Consider the following 17833-nt stretch of genomic DNA (forward strand, 5'->3'; position numbering starts at 1 on the left):
ATGAACCACACCCCGATCGTCGTCGAACAGTCCGGGCGCGTCGAACGCTCCTACGACATCTATTCGCGGTTGTTGAAGGACCGGATCGTCTTCATCGGCTCAGCCATCGACGACGCCGTGGCCAACACCGTCGTCGCCCAGCTCCTTTTCCTGGCCGCCGAGGACAGTCAAAAGGACATCCACCTCTACATCAACTCCCCGGGAGGATCCATCACCGCCGGCATGGCCATCTACGACACCATGCAATACATCAAGCCGGACGTCTCCACCATCTGCCTCGGCCTGGCCGCTTCGATGGGCGCCTTTCTGCTGCTCGCCGGAGCCCCCGGGAAACGGTACGCCCTTCCCAACGCGGAAGTGATGCTCCATCAGCCCTGGGGCGGTGCCAAGGGGCAGGCTTCGGACATCAAGATCCAGGCCGACCGCATCCTCAAGGACCGGGAGCGCATCACCCGGATCATCTCCGAAAGGACCGGGCAACCCTTGGAAAAAGTCCTGCGGGACACCGACCGGGACTTCTTCCTCTCCGCGGCGGAAGCCAAAGAATACGGCATCATCGACCGGGTCATCAAAGGGGACTGAGGGTAAATAGGCGAAAGCGGCCGCCATGGCCGCTTTCGCCTTTTCTCCTTAACTCCATTTTCGGCAAGATGATCCGGCAACTCTCCCCGAGCAGAGCCGCCCCTTTCGCTCCTTACCACGGGAAGATCCTCCGCCCACGGTTCCCAGGCCTGTTCAATATCGGTTCCCAGCCGGGTCGCCACACGGTTCAAAAGCCGGCGAACCCCCGAAGGCCGCCGATGGACGGGTGAAAATTTGTCGAGGATGAGGCACCGGCCCGCTTCGGCGAGGGCCTGGCGGGGGAGTTCGACCACACTGAGAAAGAGGTGGAGAAACACCGCAACAAAGATCCCTGCCGGAAGTGCCAGGTCTTCATTCATTCGAAGCAGGCGAATCGAAGGGAGGTTTTTCGCTTCAAGCCTCGCCTGCTCCAACATCGCCGGAGACGGATCCACGCCCGTCACATCCAGGTCCTCCGGCACGAAGGGGATATCCAACCCGGTCCTACGGTTCGGAAACCGGCAATGGAAAGAGACCGGCGCCGGGCCCGGTTCAATCCGGACCACCGGCCGATCACGTGTATGTGAGAACGTTACCTCTCGATCAGGGGCGAATGCGGATCAAGCGCAGGCTGTTCAGCGTGACCAACAACGTCGCCCCCATGTCGGCGAAGATCGCCAGCCACAGGGTCAGCCATCCCGGAAACACCAGGTAAACGGCCGCAAATTTGGTGATGAGGGAAAAGGCGATGTTCTGTTTGATGATCCGAAGGGCGGCGCGGCTCAGGCGCACCGTGAAGGGCAATTTGGAGAGATCGTCGGCCATCAGCACGATGTCGGCCGTCTCCAGGGCGGCATCGGTTCCAGCCCCGCCCATGGCGATCCCCGTGGTGGCCACGGCCATGGCGGGAGCGTCGTTGATGCCGTCACCCACCATCCCGATGCGGCGGTATGTGTTCCTCAATTCTTTGACCGCTTCCACTTTGCCCTCCGGCAGGAGTTCGGCCCGGTATTCGTCGACGCCGACAGCCTCGGCCACCGCCCGGGCGGTGACCGCATGGTCCCCGGTCAACATCACCGTTTTATCCACGCCGATTCGCTTCAGTTGGGAAAGCGCCCGTTTGGCGGAATCCCGAACGGCATCCGCCAGGGCGAAGAGGGCGATCACTTCCCTTGAGTCGCCCAGCAGGACGACAGTCCTCCCCCTCTCCTGCAGATCTTCCAAAGCCCGTCGGACTCCTTCCATCGGCGTCCCCATCTCTTCGAACAGGCGCGGGCTGCCGATCCAATAGGCTTTCCCCTCCACGACGGCCCGGGCCCCGAGGCCCGGATTGGCTTCGAAATCCCGGGCTTCCTTGAACAAGGCGTTTTTCTCCCGGGCATGCCCCACGATCGCCCGGGCCAGCGGGTGTTCGGAGCGGGCCTCCATCGCCGCGGCGATCGCCAACACCTCCCGTTCGGACACCTCTCCGCAGGGGATGATCTCCGTGACAACGGGCTCTCCCCGGGTCAAGGTCCCGGTTTTGTCGAAAGCGATGGCCTTCAGGGACCCCAGGTTTTCCAGGTGCAGCCCTCCCTTGATCAGCACCCCGCGGTGGGCCGCATTTCCGATGGCGGAGACAACGGCCACCGGCGTGGAGACCACCAGGGCGCAGGGACAGGCGACGATCAGTAGGGCCAAGGCGTCATAGATGGAGGAAAACCAGGGAGCGCGAAAAACCAGCGGCGGGATCAGCGCCATGCCGAGGGCCAACAGGATGATCGCCGGCGTATAATACTTGGCAAACCGATCCACGAAGGCCTGGGTCGGGGCCCGCTGCTCCTGGGCCTCCTCCACCAGCGCGATGATCCGGGCCAGGGTGGTGTCCTCCGCCCGTTTGGTGACCCGGACCTCCAATGCTCCTTCCCCGTTGATCGAACCGGCAAAGACTTCGCTGTCCGGCTCCACGGTCACAGGGACGGACTCCCCCGTGACCGCGGCCTGGTTGACGGTGGATCGACCCGCCACCACCACCCCGTCCATGGCCAGCTTTTCCCCGGGTTTCACCCGCATGATGTCCCCGATCGCCACCTCCTCGACGGGCAGAACCCGTTCCTTTCCGTCGCGAAGGACCGCAGCTTCCCTGGGGGCCCATTCCGTCAGGGATTTCAGCGAACGGCGCGCTTGGGCAACGGTATAGGCCTGCAGGGATTCGCTGACGCCGAACAGAAAGGCGACAACCGCCGCTTCCTCCCAGTAGCCGATGGCGACGGCGCCGGTGACGGCGACGGTCATCAGGCCGTTCATGTCAAACTGGAGCTTGAGAAGACCGGGAAACCCCTTTCGGGCCGTCTCCCATCCGCCGACCACCGTCGCCAGGAGGAACAGCCCGATCGTCAGGGGAGACGGGGCGTCAAGCCCTTGCGACAGGAGGGCCAGCAGCAAAAATCCCAAAGAAAGGGCGGTCAGCCGAACCTGCCGGTTTCCGAGCCAGAAATGGGCATTCCGCTCCTCGTCTTCCCGAACCACCCGGATGTCGTCAAAGGCGCCCAGCCGGTTGATCTCGGCGGGAGAGAGCCTTTTCCCGACGATGGTGATTTTGGAGGCGCCGAAATTGACCCGCGCATCCACCACCCCGGGAACTTTTTTCACCTTCTGCTCAAACTGAGCAGCGCAATCCGCTCAGGTGAGTCCGCTCAACTTGTAAATGTACCTCTCCTGTTGCGACAACCCGGTCACCTCCCCCTGTCTTCCGCATGGTGCTCCATCGCAATGGCGAGAATTTGACGGACGTGTTCATCCTTCAGGGAATAAAACACCAGCTTCCCTTCCTTCCTGCTTTTGGCCAGACCCAGGTTTTTCATCAGGCGAAGGTGATGGGAAGCGGTGGCAACGGTGGACTCCAGCACATGGGCCAAATCGCAGACGCACAGTTCCCCTTCCTCCATCAAGGCAAAGGCGATTTTCAGGCGCGTCGGATCCGCCAGGGCCTTGAACACGGAAACCAAAGTCTCCGTATCCGGAAGATGCTCTTTGATCCGCCGCACTTTTTCCGGGTCATGACAAAAAACTTCGCACACCTCGTCCCGCTTCGAAGAAGACATGATCGCGCTCCTCAATGAAGCCTCTCTTTGAATAAAGAGAGCATCCTTCGATTTTACTCTAATAATCAAATGAGTGTTAGAATGTCAGGGTAACCGACGGGAAGGCCGGAAATGTTCTTGAAACCGATGCACCCCGCCATCCTCAGGTATGCAGGCGGATTCAACGCTCTCCCAACTTCACCCGGAGCAGTTTGTCGTCCCCCTGCCTCGGATCGCCGCGGCCGTCGGTGTTGTTGGTCAGAAGATACAGATACCCGTCCCGGATCGCCACGTCACGAATCCGACCCAGGTCTTCCAAAAAGGCCTCCGATGTCCGCCGCTTCAAATCGAAGACCCGGACCTGTTCCCCCCGCAGGCATGCCACATAAACCTTTTCCCCCGAGACGGCCAATCCGGAGGGAGCCCAGGTATCGGATCCGGAGTGGAACAGGGGGCTCTCCATCCCCTTCCGCGTCTCGTTCCCGATGATCTCCGGCCACCCGTAATTTTTCCCCGGCTCGATCCGGTTGATCTCATCGTGCCCCGAGGGCATCCCCGACGGACCGTGCTCGGAGGCGTACAGTTCGCCCTCATCGGACCAATCCAGCCCCTGGGGATTGCGATGCCCCCAGGAATAGACCGGCGAACCGGGAATCGGGTTGTCGGCGGGAACAGTCCCGTCCAGCTTGAGCCGCAGGATTTTCCCCGCAAGGCTGCGCCGATTTTGGGCATTCTCCTCGTCCCCCGCATCCCCCGTGGTGATGTAGAGGCGCTCATCCGGCCCCACCCGAAGGCGGCCGCCGTCGTGAATGACGCCCCCGGGAATTCCTTCGAGGAGGGGGCGGACTTCCACCCATCCCCGGTCGGTCTCCTCAAGCAGGATGACGCGGTTGAGCAAGCGGTCTCCTTCGCGATAGGTGTGATAGGCATAGGCCCGCCGGGTCTTTTCGAAATCCGGGGCCAGCGCCAATCCCAGAAATCCGCTCTCCCCCTCCTGGACCACCGGGCGCGAGAGCGAGAGGGGCTGGCGTTCCTTTTTTCCGCCGCGGACCTTGACGATCTTTCCTTCCCTCTCGGCGATGTAGATGTCCTCGCCCGCAAATTCGACCTCCCAGGGGGCCGACAATCCGTCGACCACGATTTCTGCGGAAGGCGCCCCGCCTTCCCCCCTTTCCTCCCTCGGGTCCGGCTGCGCCCCCTTGTCCTCGGGAGAGGAACACGCCGCCAAAAAAGAAAACAAGAGAGTTATCAGCACCCTCCTGTTCCAATGCACAAACATTCCCATGCACCGCCCCGGTTTGTAATCGCTTTCCAGACAGACGGACCAAGGGTCAACCGTGAACTTTTCCAGCCAAGTACCGTCCCTCGATTTCCAGGTAGAGAATGTTCAAATCGCTGATCCGGCTGGACAAGTCGTTCATCTCGTCGATCAAGGCGTAGAAGGACTCATCGTCCTCCGCCTGTTTCAGCTCCTCGTAACAGGCCATGTACCGCTTTTCAAAGGCCTTGACCTGCGCCGGAATCTGGGCCGCCATCTCCTGATAGCGAACGGCCAATTCCGCCCTTTCCCCGGGAGTCAATCGATCGGGATCGACGCGGAGGATCAGGCGGCGGATGTTGAGCCGGGGATCGAAACGCCATTCGTAGGTTGAATCTGCCATGTCTTTTCCTCCGAATACACGTTTTCTAAGACGATGATAAGGGAAAAGGCCGCGATTGGCAAACGGAGGAATCCAGGCAGTCAGCGTCCCCGGACCAGGGATTTGCTTTCGAGATGATGCAGCCGTTTATCGACGAAGGAACGGTATTCCGGCAGGAGATAAGGAAGCATCTCCTTCAACACGCCGATTCCCTCCTGCACCCGGCCCGCCTCTTCCAGCGCTTGCACATAATCCAGTCCGGCGAAGGGGGTGGCGAAGGTGGGCAGCCAAAATTTCCGGCAGAACTCGATCACTTCGTCGCGCAGTCCCCGCTGGAGCAGTTTGGCGGTGGACGTCATCACCGCCACTTCTTCGTCATAACTCGGCGGTTCCTGTTCCCGGCGCAAGCCGCGGGTAACTTCCACCGCCGCTTCAAACCACCGGATGGCCTCCGAAATTCGGTCCGCCTCCAAATGGAGCCGTCCCAGCTCCAATTGCGGCCAAAAGGCCCCCGCTATTTCCGCAAAGGGTTTCAGGGCGGCCACAGGATCCTCCTTTTTTTCCTGATGAAGCTCCACCAGCCAGCGCAGGGCCATCTCTTGATTGGGCTCCAGCCGCAGTCCCTGCATCAGCGCGGAAAGGGCTCCCTCCCGGTCGCCGCGGCGGGAGTACACCCGGGCGAGGAACGTGTGAGCGACTCCCCGGTCAGGGTATTTGCCGATGCATTCCAGCAACAGCTTTTCCGCTCCCACGTCATCCCCCTTGCGAAGGAGAACCGCCGCCTTCAACACGAGAGTCCCCTCGTCGCGCTGATACAGTTCCAGCAGACGGTCCGCCCCCCTTTCCGCCTCTTCGATGAATCCATCCCGAAAAATTTGAACCACAAAATCGTAAAGCTCCTGAGGGTTGTCCCATTCGGCTTTCAGGTTTTCCGGAATCACGTGATCCCGAAACTCTTCCCGGTCAAACCAGATGGGACGCCCGAGACTGTCAAACAAAGGAACCTTCCTTTTCACGCCCCCATCCCCCAATCAATCTGGATGGAATTTCCCTCCTATATGAATGAGCACTTATTCAATTCCATTATAACAAAAGCGGAGATATAGGGTCAGGAAAAAAATTTAGCGGATTTCTAAATAATTCACTCACTCCAGACCCCGCTCCGTATTCTCCTTCCCCGCACCCGCAGCCGGTTGCTGTCGACGTATAGATATAGGAAACAGGAGACGGTGCCGACGGGAGTCCATACGGTCCGGACAACGCGCTCGTACGTGTTCCTCGGATCTCCCGGCCCGTGAAAATCTTCCAAATGATCGATGCGCTTCAGCCGCTCCCGGTCAACGCGATAAATTTCTCCATGGACGATCCCCCTTCCCGGAATCATGGCCGGGTAACCCCATCCCGTATCATAGAGCAGGCCCCGGGTCCACGCCTGCTCCGCCACGAGCGGCGCACCTTCGAGAAAGTGATGATACTTTCGACCGGCGCGCAAACTCCCGTAAACAAACAAATTCACCGCTTTCCCTCCCCGTCAGCCGATCAGCGGCTGTTCCTCCGGATAGCGGAAGGGCGGTTTCGTCGTGCGACGGCTGATCGCATAAACCAGGGTGACCGGACCCAACCGCCCCGCGAACATGGTCAAAATCAACAAAGTTTTTTCCAAGGTCGTCAGACGGCTTGTCAGGCCGAGGGAAGATCCGTTGATGGCAAAGGCGGAAGAAGCCTCGTACAAAAGCCCCAGAAAATGGGCATGATGGTATCCCGAAACCAAAAGCAAAACCGTCACGACCACCACCAGCGTCAGCGACATCACGGTGACCGTCAGCGCCTTGTACACCTGCCGGTGGGGAATCCTCCGGCGGAAAACCACCACATCGTCCCGTCCCCGGATCATGCCCCACACCGCCAGCAGAATGACGGCGAAGGTGGTGACCTTGATCCCCCCCGCCGTCGAATTGGGCGCCCCTCCGACAAACATGAGCAGAATCATCAAAAATTGCGTCGGGGGATGCAGGGAAGACGCATCCAGCGTGAGAAATCCCGACGTTCTCGAGGCCGCCGCCAGAAACAGCCCGGCCAGCACCTTGACGGGAGCAGGAAAAGGGCCCAAGGTGTCCGGGTTCTCCCATTCGATCAGCAGAAACAGCGCCGTTCCGATCAGAACCAACAGTCCCGTCACCGTCAGCACCAGTTTGGAATGAAGGCTGAGCCGCCGGGAGCGGCGGTATTGCATCAATTCGAGGAGCACGACAAACCCGAGGCTTCCGAGAAGCACCAGGGAAAGGACGACGAGATTGACCACCGGGTCCGCCGCATACAGGGTCAGGCTGCCGAACTTCCGCTCATCCCCGAACAGGTCGAATCCCGCGTTGTTGAAGGCGGATACCGCATGAAAAACGCTGTAATAGATTCCCTTTCCCCACCCCCATTCCGGAACCCACCGCAGAGCGAGGAGGAAGCTTCCGATTCCTTCGATCACCGCCGTGATGATGAGCACATACAAGACCAGCCGGACGATCCCCTCCAGGTTCAGCTGGTCCATCGCCTCCCGCAGGATGAGCCGTTCCTTCACGCTGATCCTTTTGCCCAGCAGGACGGCGATCAGGGTGGTGAAGGTCATCAATCCCAACCCGCCGATCTGGATCAAGACCAGGATCACCAGTTCGCCGAAGGTGCTGAAGGTGGTGGCGGTATCCCTCACCACCAGCCCCGTGACGCAGACGGCGGAAGTGGCGGTGAACAGGGCGTCGACCGGAGGAAGGGGCTCGCCGCTTTCCGTGGCGTAGGGCGTCATCAACAGGAGGGCGCCGATCAGGATGGTGAGGGCCGAACCGAACACCAGGATCTGCGACGGATTGTAACTCCGGGTTTTTGCCGAATCCATCAGTCCAGTTCCTTTCTCATTTCCGGGTTCCTGTGATATACTGATTTGGTAAACCGATCAAGAAGAACGAAGGAATTTCCCCGTCTCAGGGCGCGACGCCCGCTGATTTTACATTAAATTTCAAGTGATTCGGGATATGTGTGATTATACTATGGATTGAGCGGAAATTACAAGAAATCGGCCTTCGTGGGCTTTAAACGGGAGGATTCGCCATTATGAGCCGCAAAAAGGAACGGGTGGTCGTCGGGATGTCCGGCGGCGTGGACTCCTCCGTTGCCGCCCTGCTCCTCAAGGAACAGGGATATGAAGTGATCGGCCTTTTCATGAAAAACTGGGATGACTCCGATGAGACCGGCCACTGCACCGCCGCCGAGGATTTCGAGGACGTCCGGAGGGTCGCATCCCACCTCGGCATTCCCTACTACTCGGTCAACTTCGAAAAGGAGTACTCCGAACGCGTCTTTTCCCACTTCCTTGAGGAATACCGGCGAGGGCGGACGCCCAATCCGGACATCCTCTGCAACCGGGAGATCAAATTCGGCGAATTCCTGAACAAGGCTCTCCAGTTGGGGGCCGACCGCATCGCCACCGGACACTACGCCCGCCTGGCGGAGGAGGGCGGGGAATACCGACTGCTTCGCGGCGCCGATCCCGACAAGGATCAGAGCTATTTCCTCTACGCCCTGAATCAGGAGCAACTGTCCAAGGCGATCTTTCCCATCGGGCACCTGCGCAAGCGGGAAGTGCGGGAAATCGCCGAAAAGGCGGGTCTTCCGACGGCCAAGAAAAAGGACAGCACGGGCATCTGCTTCATCGGGGAACGCAATTTCAAGGAGTTCCTGAGCCAATACCTTCCCGCCCAGCCCGGAGAGATGCGGACCCTCTCCGGCGAGTACAAGGGGCGCCATGACGGGCTGATGTACTACACCCTGGGGCAGCGGCGCGGCCTGGGCATCGGCGGGTCCGGCACCGGGGAACCCTGGTTCGTGGTGGGAAAAGATCTGGAAAGGAACATCCTGTACGTGGAACAGGGGCGCGATCACCCCGCCCTCTATTCCGACGGGTTGATCGCCACCGACGTCCATTGGATCGGAAAGCGGCCGCCGGAATCCCCCTTTACCTGCACGGCCAAATTCCGCTACCGTCAGAAGGACCAGGAGGTGACCGTCTTCCCGTCGGCGGATCGCCGCTGGCTGGTCCGCTTTGCCAAGCCCCAGTGGGCGGTCACGCCGGGACAGTCGGTGGTTTTTTACGACGGGGAGGTCTGCCTGGGCGGCGGGATCATCGACCAGACCTTCAAAGGGGAGGCACCGACACCGACAAAGACAACCCCTCTGCTCCAGGAAAGCAAATAAAGTTTCCAAGAAAAAAGGCGACGCCGCAGGAACGGCTGTCGCCTTTTTTAATGTGGCATACGGACCGGTCAAGGGCTTACTGCACGCGGAAATAATACGGAATCCGGATCGATTTTCCATCTTTGGCCTGGATCACGATATAACCCTGGACGTCCTGACCCGCATTTTTCCCCTTCGTCAGCGGGGTGACGGTGAATTGAGCGGTTTTTCCGCGTTGGACCGGCAAGGTCTTCTTGCTCACCTGCACGTTCTTGCTGTCGTCGGCCGCAATCCGGTAAACCTGGTTGGAACCGGTCGTGTTTTTCAGAGTCACCTGGAGGGCGACCTCCGCGTCCTTTCCTTTCCCCTTGCCTTTACCCTTCGCGGAATTCAGAGGGACCTCCTTGAAGCTGAGGCTGGCGGGTTCCGCCATGGCCACCGGCTTCAGAGCGGCTCCCACGTCGATAATCCCGGCACCCACTTCCAGGGGCAGCGGATCGCTGGCGGGATCCTTGGCGGTACCCATCAGCGCGGCCTTGATCTCCCGCGGCGTCCAGTCGGGATGCGCCTGCTTCAGCAGCGCCGCCGCGCCGGTCACGTGGGGAGTCGCCATGGACGTCCCGTTGAAGGAGGCGAGATCTCCGCCCGGCACGCTGGAGTATACGTTGACACCCACCGCCGCCACGTCGGGCTTCAGGGTCATGTTCACCGTCGGCCCCCGGGAGGAGAAATCGGCGATGAGCCGGTCGTTGTCCGTCTCAAACTCCTCCATATCCCGGGGTTCAAACACCGCCGAGGCGTTCTGCGCCTCCAGGATCGCCTGTCCGTCCTCCATCGACACCATCACCACGGGGATGGTGACGATCTCTTCCACCAGCATCGCCGTCGGATCTCCGGGGCTGTTGTTGATGAGGATCATCCCGACGGCTCCCCTTTGCTGAGCGGCCAGAGCCTTTTCGGTAAAGGTGCAGTCTCCCCGATGGATCACGGCAATCTTCCCGGTAAGATCGCCGGCGATGCCGCTGCAGGCCTTTCCGTCATCGTCCGGCACCACGGCCAAAGGAGCCTCCACCCGCGATGTGACCTGACCGCCCGGATCGGAAGTTCCCGCAGGCAGAACCTTTTCCTCGCCGTCCAGGTTGACGGTGATCGGGAAACCGAAGAAATGCCCGTTGGAAACGGCCGCCACCGTGATGGCCTCATCCGCCGTACCGGGAGAAGCCACCGTCTGAGGTCCGGGACCTTCGTTGCCGGCGGCGATCACCATCGTCATTCCGGCGTCACTGGCCGCATTCACCACTTCCGCCAACAGGTCGAAGCCGGGTTCCGCCGTGCCGCCCAGGCTCATGTTGGCCACATCCATCCCGTCCCGGACGGCATCCTCCACGGCCTGGGCGATGTAGATGCTTTCCGCGGAGCAGTCCTCGCAGGGGAAGACGTTGTAGTTCCCGAGATACGCTTTGGGAGCCACGCCGCTCAAGGGGCTCTTCGCACGGCCCTGGGGATCGGCATATCCCGATACGCCGGCGATGGTCCCCGCCACGTGGGTTCCGTGACCGTTCAGATCCTCGGGGGTGGGATCATCGGGCGTTCCCTTCACATCCGGAGAATACACCCGTGCGACGATCACCTTATTGCTGGTGAACCGCTCGTCCCCCTCCGGGTAACCTTCCGGAACCGGCAGCGACGGATCCGTCAGGAAGGGATGCTTGGGATCGATTCCGGTGTCGATCACCGCCACCTTGACCCCGGAACCGTTGTAACCCGCCTTCCACGCGGGGGCGTCGTTGATGATGCCGTGGCTGGTGTTCATCGCCGGCCGGTAGGAGATGCTCTTCACCACTTTTTTAACGCCGGGCCCCTCGGCCAGCTTCTTGGCCGTCGCCTTGTCCGCCTTGACGGCCAGGCCGTTCAGCGTCAGCTGGTACTCCGTCACCACCTTGGCCTTCGGAGCGTTTTTCTTCATCCACTCCTTGTAATCCTGACGCTCCTCCGCCAGATGTTCCGCATAGGAACGGGTGGCCGCTGACTGAACGTTCAGCTTTTCCCCTTCCTCGGGCTGGGTCGCTTCCAAGCCCTTGATTCCCCCCTCATAGGAGGCCACGGGGGGAGATTCCAGCTGTACATAATAGTAGTCCTCTCCGCCGCTGTCCCCCTTTTCCGGGGCATCCGCCGGATTCACCCGGGCGAGCGCAGGTGACACCATCCCTGAAAATACAATAAATACCGACAAACAAAGGACGACCAACAACCGGAGCTGTCGACGCATCCATCCCCCTCCCCGAACATTGGAAATTCTTGTTCCTTACGAAATCCTTGATACGACACGAAGATACAAAATTCCTCCTTGAAAAAATAAAGCGAATCATTTCCCAGGTTGGATCGGAAGAAGGACACGCTATCAGCCGGATCTTGGATCCGAGCCAGTACGGGGGCAGGCATCGCCTCGATTTGACCGCATATTCCCATCAGCTTTTGAGTGCTCGGATAAAACCGATTTCTGTTCGTGGGAGACGCATCTCCTCCGTTTCAACCTGTGAGAAACCGGACTCCTTTACGAGGGCAGGCAGATCTTGAAAGCCGATCTCCATGGCGCGCCCAGGAGAATTTTCGCGCTCCGGGCGTTTGAAATCGGCAATTACCAGGCGTCCCCCCGGTTTGAGCACACGGGCGACTTCAGAAAGCCCCAGTCGCTTCAGGTTATCAGGCAAATGATGCATCATAAAGGCAGTGAGCACAACATCGAACGTCTGATCGGGGAAATCGAGGTGCTCGATCACCCCGATCTGAAAAACGGCGGGCAAGTTGTGCCGAGCCGCTTTAGAGCGGGCACGGGCGATCTGCTGTGTACCCGGATCGATGCCGTAGGCACGGCCCGTCTCGCCGACGCGCTGTTGGACTTCAATCGCCAGCGTTCCAGTACCGCAGCCCACATCCAGCACCTTATCTCCGGGTTGAACGTGGGCCAGGTCGATGGTTCTTTGCCGAATCTCCCGCACCTTGCCACGGAAAATGAAGGTGTCGAAACCAGACCCTCAAGTCGTAGAGCCACCCGTTGTTGAGGACCAGCCCTTGCGTCTCTTTGGCCGAATCCTCGCCCGATTCGCTGTGGTGGTGATGGGAATGCATCGATCTTGCTCCTTTCATCCCGTCGTCATTCCCGACGCAATCGTCTACACCGCTCCTCTTCTTTTTATGTTACTATTTTGAACTTTGCTTCTGTTCTTATTTTGAGTATGCTAGAGCAAACGTCACCGGTCAAGAAGCAAAAGCGGCGGCCCTGTAGGATAAGCGACTGAAAGTGGGAGAGTGTCGATGAAAAAATCCTTTGACCAAGAAGATTTACGGGTTCGTCGCACCCGCAAGCTGCTGTGGGAAGCGTTTATGGCGGAGCTTTCCGAACGATCCTTTGAGGAGATTACCGTCAAAGGCATCTGTGAGCGGGCCATGTCCTCGCACCACGTTTTATAAACATTATCAGGATAAATACGACCTGCTTGAGCAAGGGATTCGACAGATATTTGACACCCTGGTGGCTGAAGAGGAGCATATGCCGCCCTGCGCATTCTCGGCGGAGCATCCCCCCGCCCTATTTGATTCACCTGTTCGAGCATGCCGCCCAACATCAGCAATTTTACAAGTTGATGTTGTGTGGAGAGGGGATTGGCCGGTTTTAAAAGCGGGTCAAGGACTATATTGCAGGAGTGGTTTCGGCCAAAGTGTGCAAATCGTCTTCGGCCAATCGGTGTCTCACCGTTCCACCTTCCATGCATGCCCAATTTGTCACGGGAGCCACCCTCAGTATCCCGGCCTGGTGGCTGGAGAATGTGTCTTTCTCCTCATCAGATGGCACAATACTTGCTTTCGCCCCGCGGCACTTCGTCCTCTCCCTCTTGACGCTCGGGGTGGACAGCCACGCCATGTTTCTACCCTAATGCGCGGGAATTGGTATCCATCACCGCGGGCATATTGCCGTCGGCAGGCTCGCTCCTCATCCGCCCCCGGAAAGCGGCTGACGAAATTCCCGAAATCCCCATCCCAAGGCGATTACGCGCCCCTCACCCACTTGCAAACCCGCACATACGGATAAATTGCTTTTGATGAGGGATGGGTATCGGCAGACGGTAACCCTCCGCCGGACGTACTCGCCTTTGCGCCCTTGAAGATATGGATCCCATGCGGTGCATTTCTGTTGTCCCAATGGCGGGGGACTGCACGGGAAGATGCCTCATAAGGTCCCAAAAGGCCGAGGATCACCAAGCCGTCAGACAGAACGGGGCTCACCCACCTGTTGCTTTCCCACCCTTTTTATGTTATGTTGATGATACGGTACAGGGGTATGGTATTTGGGGATAATGAATCCTCTCGTTTGGAAGTTTTATAATCAAGAACCGTTCCTGGAGAGATGAACGATGCAGGTAAACAAAAGCGATTTGCTGCGGCGCCTCAAGAAGATCGAAGGTCAGGTGCGGGGCGTTCAAAAGATGATCGAAGAAGACCGGTACTGCATGGACATTCTCGTTCAGCTGGCCGCGATCAAGTCGGCGACCCACAACATCGGCCTGGCGATCCTGGAGGGTCACACCAAGCGCTGTGTCAGCAATGCGATCCGCTCAGGGGACGGCGAACAGGCGATCAACGAGATGATGGAGGTCTTGCGTTCCTTCGTCAAATAGGGGGGACATGAGGTGGCCGACAAGCGATTGACGATGGAGATCAAGGGGATGACCTGCGCCGCCTGCGCGAGCCGGATTGAAAAGGGGCTCCGACGGATGGCGGGCATGGTGGATGCCCAGGTCAATCTGGCGCGGGAGAGGGCGTCGGTGGTCTACGACGACGATCGGTTGTCGCCGGTCGAGGTGGCCGACAAGATCCGCGACCTGGGATACGACGTGGTGACGGAAAAGGCGGAACTGGACATCCGCGGCATGACCTGCGCCGCCTGCGCCCGCCGCATCGAAAAGGGCCTGGCCCGGCTGGAGGGGGTGATCCGCGCCGACGTCAACCTGGCGACGGAGCGGGGTACGGTGGAATACTACCCGGCGGCCTTGGACGTGGCGGAAATCGTGAAAAAGGTGAAGGATCTCGGCTATGACGCCTCCCCCCGGAAAGACCGGGCAAACCTTCGGGAGGCGGAAATCCGCGTCCAGAAGCGGCGCTTTCTCATCGCCGCCTTCCTGTCGGCGCCCCTTCTCTGGAGCATGCTTCACATGGGGGGCCCCCTCTCCGTCCTGGTCCCCGATCTCCTGATGAACGGCTACGTCCAGTGGCTGCTGGCGACGCCGGTCCAGTTTTACGCGGGGTGGCCCTTCTACCGCGGCGCCTACAAGAACCTGAAAAACGGATCGGCCAATATGGACGTCCTGGTGGCCCTGGGCACCTCCGCCGCCTACTTTTACAGCCTGTACCTCCTCCTGACCGGCGGAGACGCCTTTTACTTCGAAACCTCGGCGATCATCATCACCCTGATCCTGCTGGGCAAGCTCCTGGAAGCCGTCGCCAAGGGGAGGACGTCCGAGGCGATTCAAAAGCTGATGGGGCTGCGCGCCAAGACGGCCGTGGTGATCCGGAACGGGCGCGAAAGGGAGATCCCGGTGGAGGAGGTGGAGAAGGGCGACCTGATCCGCGTCCGCCCCGGGGAAAAGATCCCCGTCGACGGAGTGGTGGTGGAAGGCCGCTCCGCCGTCGATGAATCGATGCTGACGGGGGAAAGCATCCCCGTGGACAAACAGCCCGGGGACGAGGTGATCGGAGCGACGATCAACAAACACGGCACCCTCACCTTCCGGGCGACCAAGGTGGGCAAGGAGACGGCCCTGGCCCAGATCATCCGCGTCGTGGAGGAAGCGCAGGGAGCCAAGGCGCCGATCCAGCGGTTGGCCGACCGCATCTCCGGAGTGTTTGTTCCGGTGGTGGTGCTGATCGCGATCGGAACCTTCCTCCTGTGGTATCTTGCCCTGGACCCGGGCAACATCGAACGGGCGATCCTCAACCTGACCGCCGTCCTGGTCATCGCCTGCCCCTGTGCCCTGGGGCTTGCCACCCCCACTTCGATCATGGTGGGAACCGGCAAGGGGGCTGAGGGCGGGATCCTGTTCAAGGGCGGTCAGTACGTGGAAAATGCGCACCGGATCGACACCGTCGTCCTGGACAAAACCGGAACGATCACCAAGGGTGAACCGGAAGTGACCGACGTCCGCCCCTTCGGGGATCGGACGGAAGAGGAGCTTTTGCGCCTGGCCGCATCGGCGGAAAAACCGTCGGAGCATCCCCTGGCCCAGGCGATCGTCCGGGGCGCCCGGGCGCGGGGCATCGAACCGTCGGCCGCCGAAGGTTTTCAGGCGGTTCCCGGCAAGGGGATCGAGGCGTCCGTGGACGGACGGAAGGTGCTCATCGGAACCCGGAAGTGGATGGAGGAAAACGGCGTGGACACCGCCCCCGCCGAGGCGGTGATGGAAACCTTCGAGGAGCAGGGCAAGACGGTGATGCTGGTCGCCGCGGACGGCAAGCCGGCGGGGTGGATCGCCGTCGCCGACACCGTCAAACCCACCTCGGCGGAAGCGATCCGCGAGCTGAAGCAGATGGGCCTTCAGGTCTGGATGCTGACCGGAGACAACGAACGGACGGCCCGGGCGATCGCCCGCCAAGCGGGCATCGAGCACATCCGGGCGGAGGTGATGCCCGGAGACAAGGCGGAGGAAGTGAAGCGCCTCCAGGCGGAAGGACGAAGGGTGGCGATGGTGGGGGACGGAATCAACGATGCCCCCGCCCTGGCCGTCGCCGACATCGGAATGGCCATCGGCACCGGCACGGACGTGGCCATCGAAACCGCCGATGTCACCCTGATGCGCGGAGACCTGCGGGCCATCCCCGCGGCGATCCGCCTGAGCCGCCTGACCATGCGCAACATCAAGCAAAACCTCTTCTGGGCCTTCTTCTACAACGCCGTCGGCATCCCCGTCGCCGCGGCCGGTTATTTGGCGCCTTGGCTGGCCGCCGCCGCCATGGCCTTCAGTTCCGTGTCGGTGGTCAGCAATTCTCTGCGACTGAAGCGCGCCAAAATCTGAAAAAAACTTAGACGGAACAAGGATCACAACTGGCTCTTCCGATTCGTCTGCACATGGCTGAGGGGGTTGTGCCGCGAGTGCCTTTGCCATTGCAACGAAACGGAGCGGCACAACCCCCTCCGGCCACTCGACAACCGAACTTGGCGAGAGCGATTGCGCCGAATTTTCCGTCCAAGAAAAAAACAACGGGAGGATGATCGAAATGGCAACGGTAACCCTCAAAGTGGAAGGTATGTCCTGCGGCCATTGCAAAAGCACGGTGGAAGGAGCGCTGAAAAAACTGCCCGGCGTGAAAAGCGCCGTGGTGGATCTGGGAGCGAAGACGGCCACCGTCACCTATGAGGAGGAAACGGTGAGCGTGGATCAAATGAAGGAAGCCGTGGAGGAACAGGGATACGACGTGGTTTGAAGACTGGACGGCATGCAGCGCCGGAAATGAATCCGCGTTTAGAAGAACAGAAGGAAATGCCAGCGAACAAGCATCCCCTGAAAACCAACCCGCATAAACCTGTCGACGGACGCGGGCCGTCTCCATCGCGCCATGCTCCATCAGACCAGACCGGCGTGGCGCGGCCGCGATCCCGCAGGGTGAAGTCCATTATCCATCAAAGAAAGGACCAGGGAGGCATCCCTCCCTGGTCAATCTTTTATCCAAGAAAACTTTGCCTCTATTACTATACCCCTGTATGGTATCAACCGGTCAACCAACGAGAATTTGAACACGGAATTCTGACCGTGCAGACCCTCGGGACGATCAACCCCCACGGGAAAGAAATGGCTGATCGCCAAAAAAAGACCGACGACCAGGAAAAAGACAATGGGACTTCCCCGCCGATCTTTTTCCGCGCACCCCCGGATCAACTGAAAGACGAGAAGCAGAACGCCGGCAAACAACACGTTCATCAGTCGAAAAAGGGAGGAGTGATATGCAGGCGGAACCATCACACCCAGCATCGCCCCCATCATCCCTCCCATCAGTCCGGCGAGCCACCCCTGCAGGATGCCTGCCGGTCCTCCCCGCCAGCCGGCGATCCAGCCGACACCTCCCCCGATCCCCATGCCGGCCGCTGTGGACACGAAAAAAGGGAGATGAAACACCATCGGCAACAACAGCCCCGTGACCAACCCCGCTGTCATCCCCACGGACATGGCCGCCGTCATGCCGGCCATATCCCCGATCTGCGAGCCCGATTGAAACAGCAGCAGCAACACCCATCCGATCAACAAGCCGTAAAATGCCCACAAAGAGAAAAAAAGAAAATGGTCCACAAGTCCTCCTCCGGGA

The 17833-nt window shown here is 60.0% G+C and carries 16 protein-coding genes and 1 pseudogene; 6 read left to right on the plus strand and 11 right to left on the minus strand.

Translation table 11 applies throughout. The annotated features are described in order from the left end of the window. Positions 1–582 (plus strand): ATP-dependent Clp endopeptidase proteolytic subunit ClpP, encoded by a 582-nt coding sequence (gene clpP / locus CLV97_RS08390; RefSeq protein ID WP_106345136.1) that lies wholly within the window; start codon positions 1–3, stop codon positions 580–582. 257 nt (positions 583–839) lie between these two features. Here the strand turns inward: clpP and CLV97_RS18935 are convergent. From CLV97_RS18935 to CLV97_RS08430, 8 genes and pseudogenes are all read right to left on the minus strand, one after another. Beyond that, a pseudogene (locus tag CLV97_RS18935) lies at positions 840–1127 on the minus strand (methyltransferase domain-containing protein); the annotation flags it as partial. Between the two features lie 37 nt (positions 1128–1164). Continuing rightward, positions 1165–3270: a heavy metal translocating P-type ATPase gene (locus CLV97_RS08400; RefSeq protein ID WP_106345081.1), complete on the minus strand. Its 2106-nt coding sequence runs from the start codon at positions 3268–3270 to the stop codon at positions 1165–1167. A gap of 5 nt (positions 3271–3275) precedes the next feature. Beyond that, the gene (locus tag CLV97_RS08405; RefSeq protein ID WP_106345137.1) at positions 3276–3644 is read right to left on the minus strand and encodes an ArsR/SmtB family transcription factor; all 369 of its coding nucleotides are present in this window, start codon (positions 3642–3644) and stop codon (positions 3276–3278) included. A gap of 160 nt (positions 3645–3804) precedes the next feature. After that, the gene (locus CLV97_RS08410; RefSeq protein ID WP_245891438.1) at positions 3805–4878 is read right to left on the minus strand and encodes a PQQ-dependent sugar dehydrogenase; all 1074 of its coding nucleotides are present in this window, start codon (positions 4876–4878) and stop codon (positions 3805–3807) included. 76 nt (positions 4879–4954) lie between these two features. Further along, positions 4955–5284 (minus strand): hypothetical protein, encoded by a 330-nt coding sequence (locus tag CLV97_RS08415; RefSeq protein WP_106345083.1) that lies wholly within the window; start codon positions 5282–5284, stop codon positions 4955–4957. Between the two features lie 80 nt (positions 5285–5364). Further along, a complete protein-coding gene (locus tag CLV97_RS08420) occupies positions 5365–6279 on the minus strand; it encodes a tetratricopeptide repeat protein (protein ID WP_146130447.1) in 915 nt (304 codons plus the stop codon). A 125-nt stretch (positions 6280–6404) separates the two neighbouring features. Further along, entirely contained in the window at positions 6405–6779 is a 375-nt protein-coding gene (locus CLV97_RS08425) for a gamma-glutamylcyclotransferase family protein (RefSeq protein WP_106345085.1), read from the minus strand. Between the two features lie 15 nt (positions 6780–6794). Beyond that, complete coding sequence (locus tag CLV97_RS08430; RefSeq protein WP_106345086.1) at positions 6795–8147, minus strand: TrkH family potassium uptake protein; 1353 nt, start codon at positions 8145–8147, stop codon at positions 6795–6797. Positions 8148–8362: 215 nt separating this feature from the next. On the opposite strand from CLV97_RS08430, the gene mnmA reads away from it, so the two are divergent. Beyond that, the gene (mnmA, locus tag CLV97_RS08435; protein WP_106345087.1) at positions 8363–9502 is read left to right on the plus strand and encodes a tRNA 2-thiouridine(34) synthase MnmA; all 1140 of its coding nucleotides are present in this window, start codon (positions 8363–8365) and stop codon (positions 9500–9502) included. A gap of 76 nt (positions 9503–9578) precedes the next feature. Here the strand turns inward: mnmA and CLV97_RS08440 are convergent, their stop codons facing one another. Both CLV97_RS08440 and CLV97_RS08445 read right to left on the minus strand, forming a co-directional pair. After that, positions 9579–11750, minus strand: a complete 2172-nt coding sequence (locus tag CLV97_RS08440) for a S8 family serine peptidase (RefSeq protein ID WP_106345088.1) — start codon at positions 11748–11750, stop codon at positions 9579–9581. Positions 11751–11949: 199 nt separating this feature from the next. Beyond that, positions 11950–12480 carry a class I SAM-dependent methyltransferase gene (locus tag CLV97_RS08445; RefSeq protein WP_170070417.1) on the minus strand — a complete coding sequence of 177 codons (531 nt, stop codon included), beginning with the start codon at positions 12478–12480 and terminating at the stop codon, positions 11950–11952. Positions 12481–12796: 316 nt separating this feature from the next. On the opposite strand from CLV97_RS08445, the gene CLV97_RS18095 reads away from it, so the two are divergent. From CLV97_RS18095 to copZ, 4 genes are all read left to right on the plus strand, one after another. After that, positions 12797–12952 (plus strand): hypothetical protein, encoded by a 156-nt coding sequence (locus CLV97_RS18095; protein ID WP_170070418.1) that lies wholly within the window; start codon positions 12797–12799, stop codon positions 12950–12952. A 941-nt stretch (positions 12953–13893) separates the two neighbouring features. After that, positions 13894–14157 (plus strand): metal-sensitive transcriptional regulator, encoded by a 264-nt coding sequence (locus CLV97_RS08450; RefSeq protein ID WP_106345090.1) that lies wholly within the window; start codon positions 13894–13896, stop codon positions 14155–14157. 33 nt (positions 14158–14190) lie between these two features. After that, a complete protein-coding gene (locus CLV97_RS08455) occupies positions 14191–16548 on the plus strand; it encodes a heavy metal translocating P-type ATPase (RefSeq protein ID WP_106345138.1) in 2358 nt (785 codons plus the stop codon). Positions 16549–16750: 202 nt separating this feature from the next. Beyond that, positions 16751–16957 carry a copper chaperone CopZ gene (gene copZ, locus CLV97_RS08460; protein WP_106345091.1) on the plus strand — a complete coding sequence of 69 codons (207 nt, stop codon included), beginning with the start codon at positions 16751–16753 and terminating at the stop codon, positions 16955–16957. A 230-nt stretch (positions 16958–17187) separates the two neighbouring features. Here the strand turns inward: copZ and CLV97_RS08465 are convergent, their stop codons facing one another. Then, the gene (locus CLV97_RS08465) at positions 17188–17817 is read right to left on the minus strand and encodes a hypothetical protein (protein WP_106345092.1); all 630 of its coding nucleotides are present in this window, start codon (positions 17815–17817) and stop codon (positions 17188–17190) included. Positions 17818–17833: the final 16 nt, after the last annotated feature.

The organism is Planifilum fimeticola, assembly GCF_003001905.1.
Taxonomy (GTDB): Bacteria; Bacillota; Bacilli; order Thermoactinomycetales; family DSM-44946; genus Planifilum; species Planifilum fimeticola.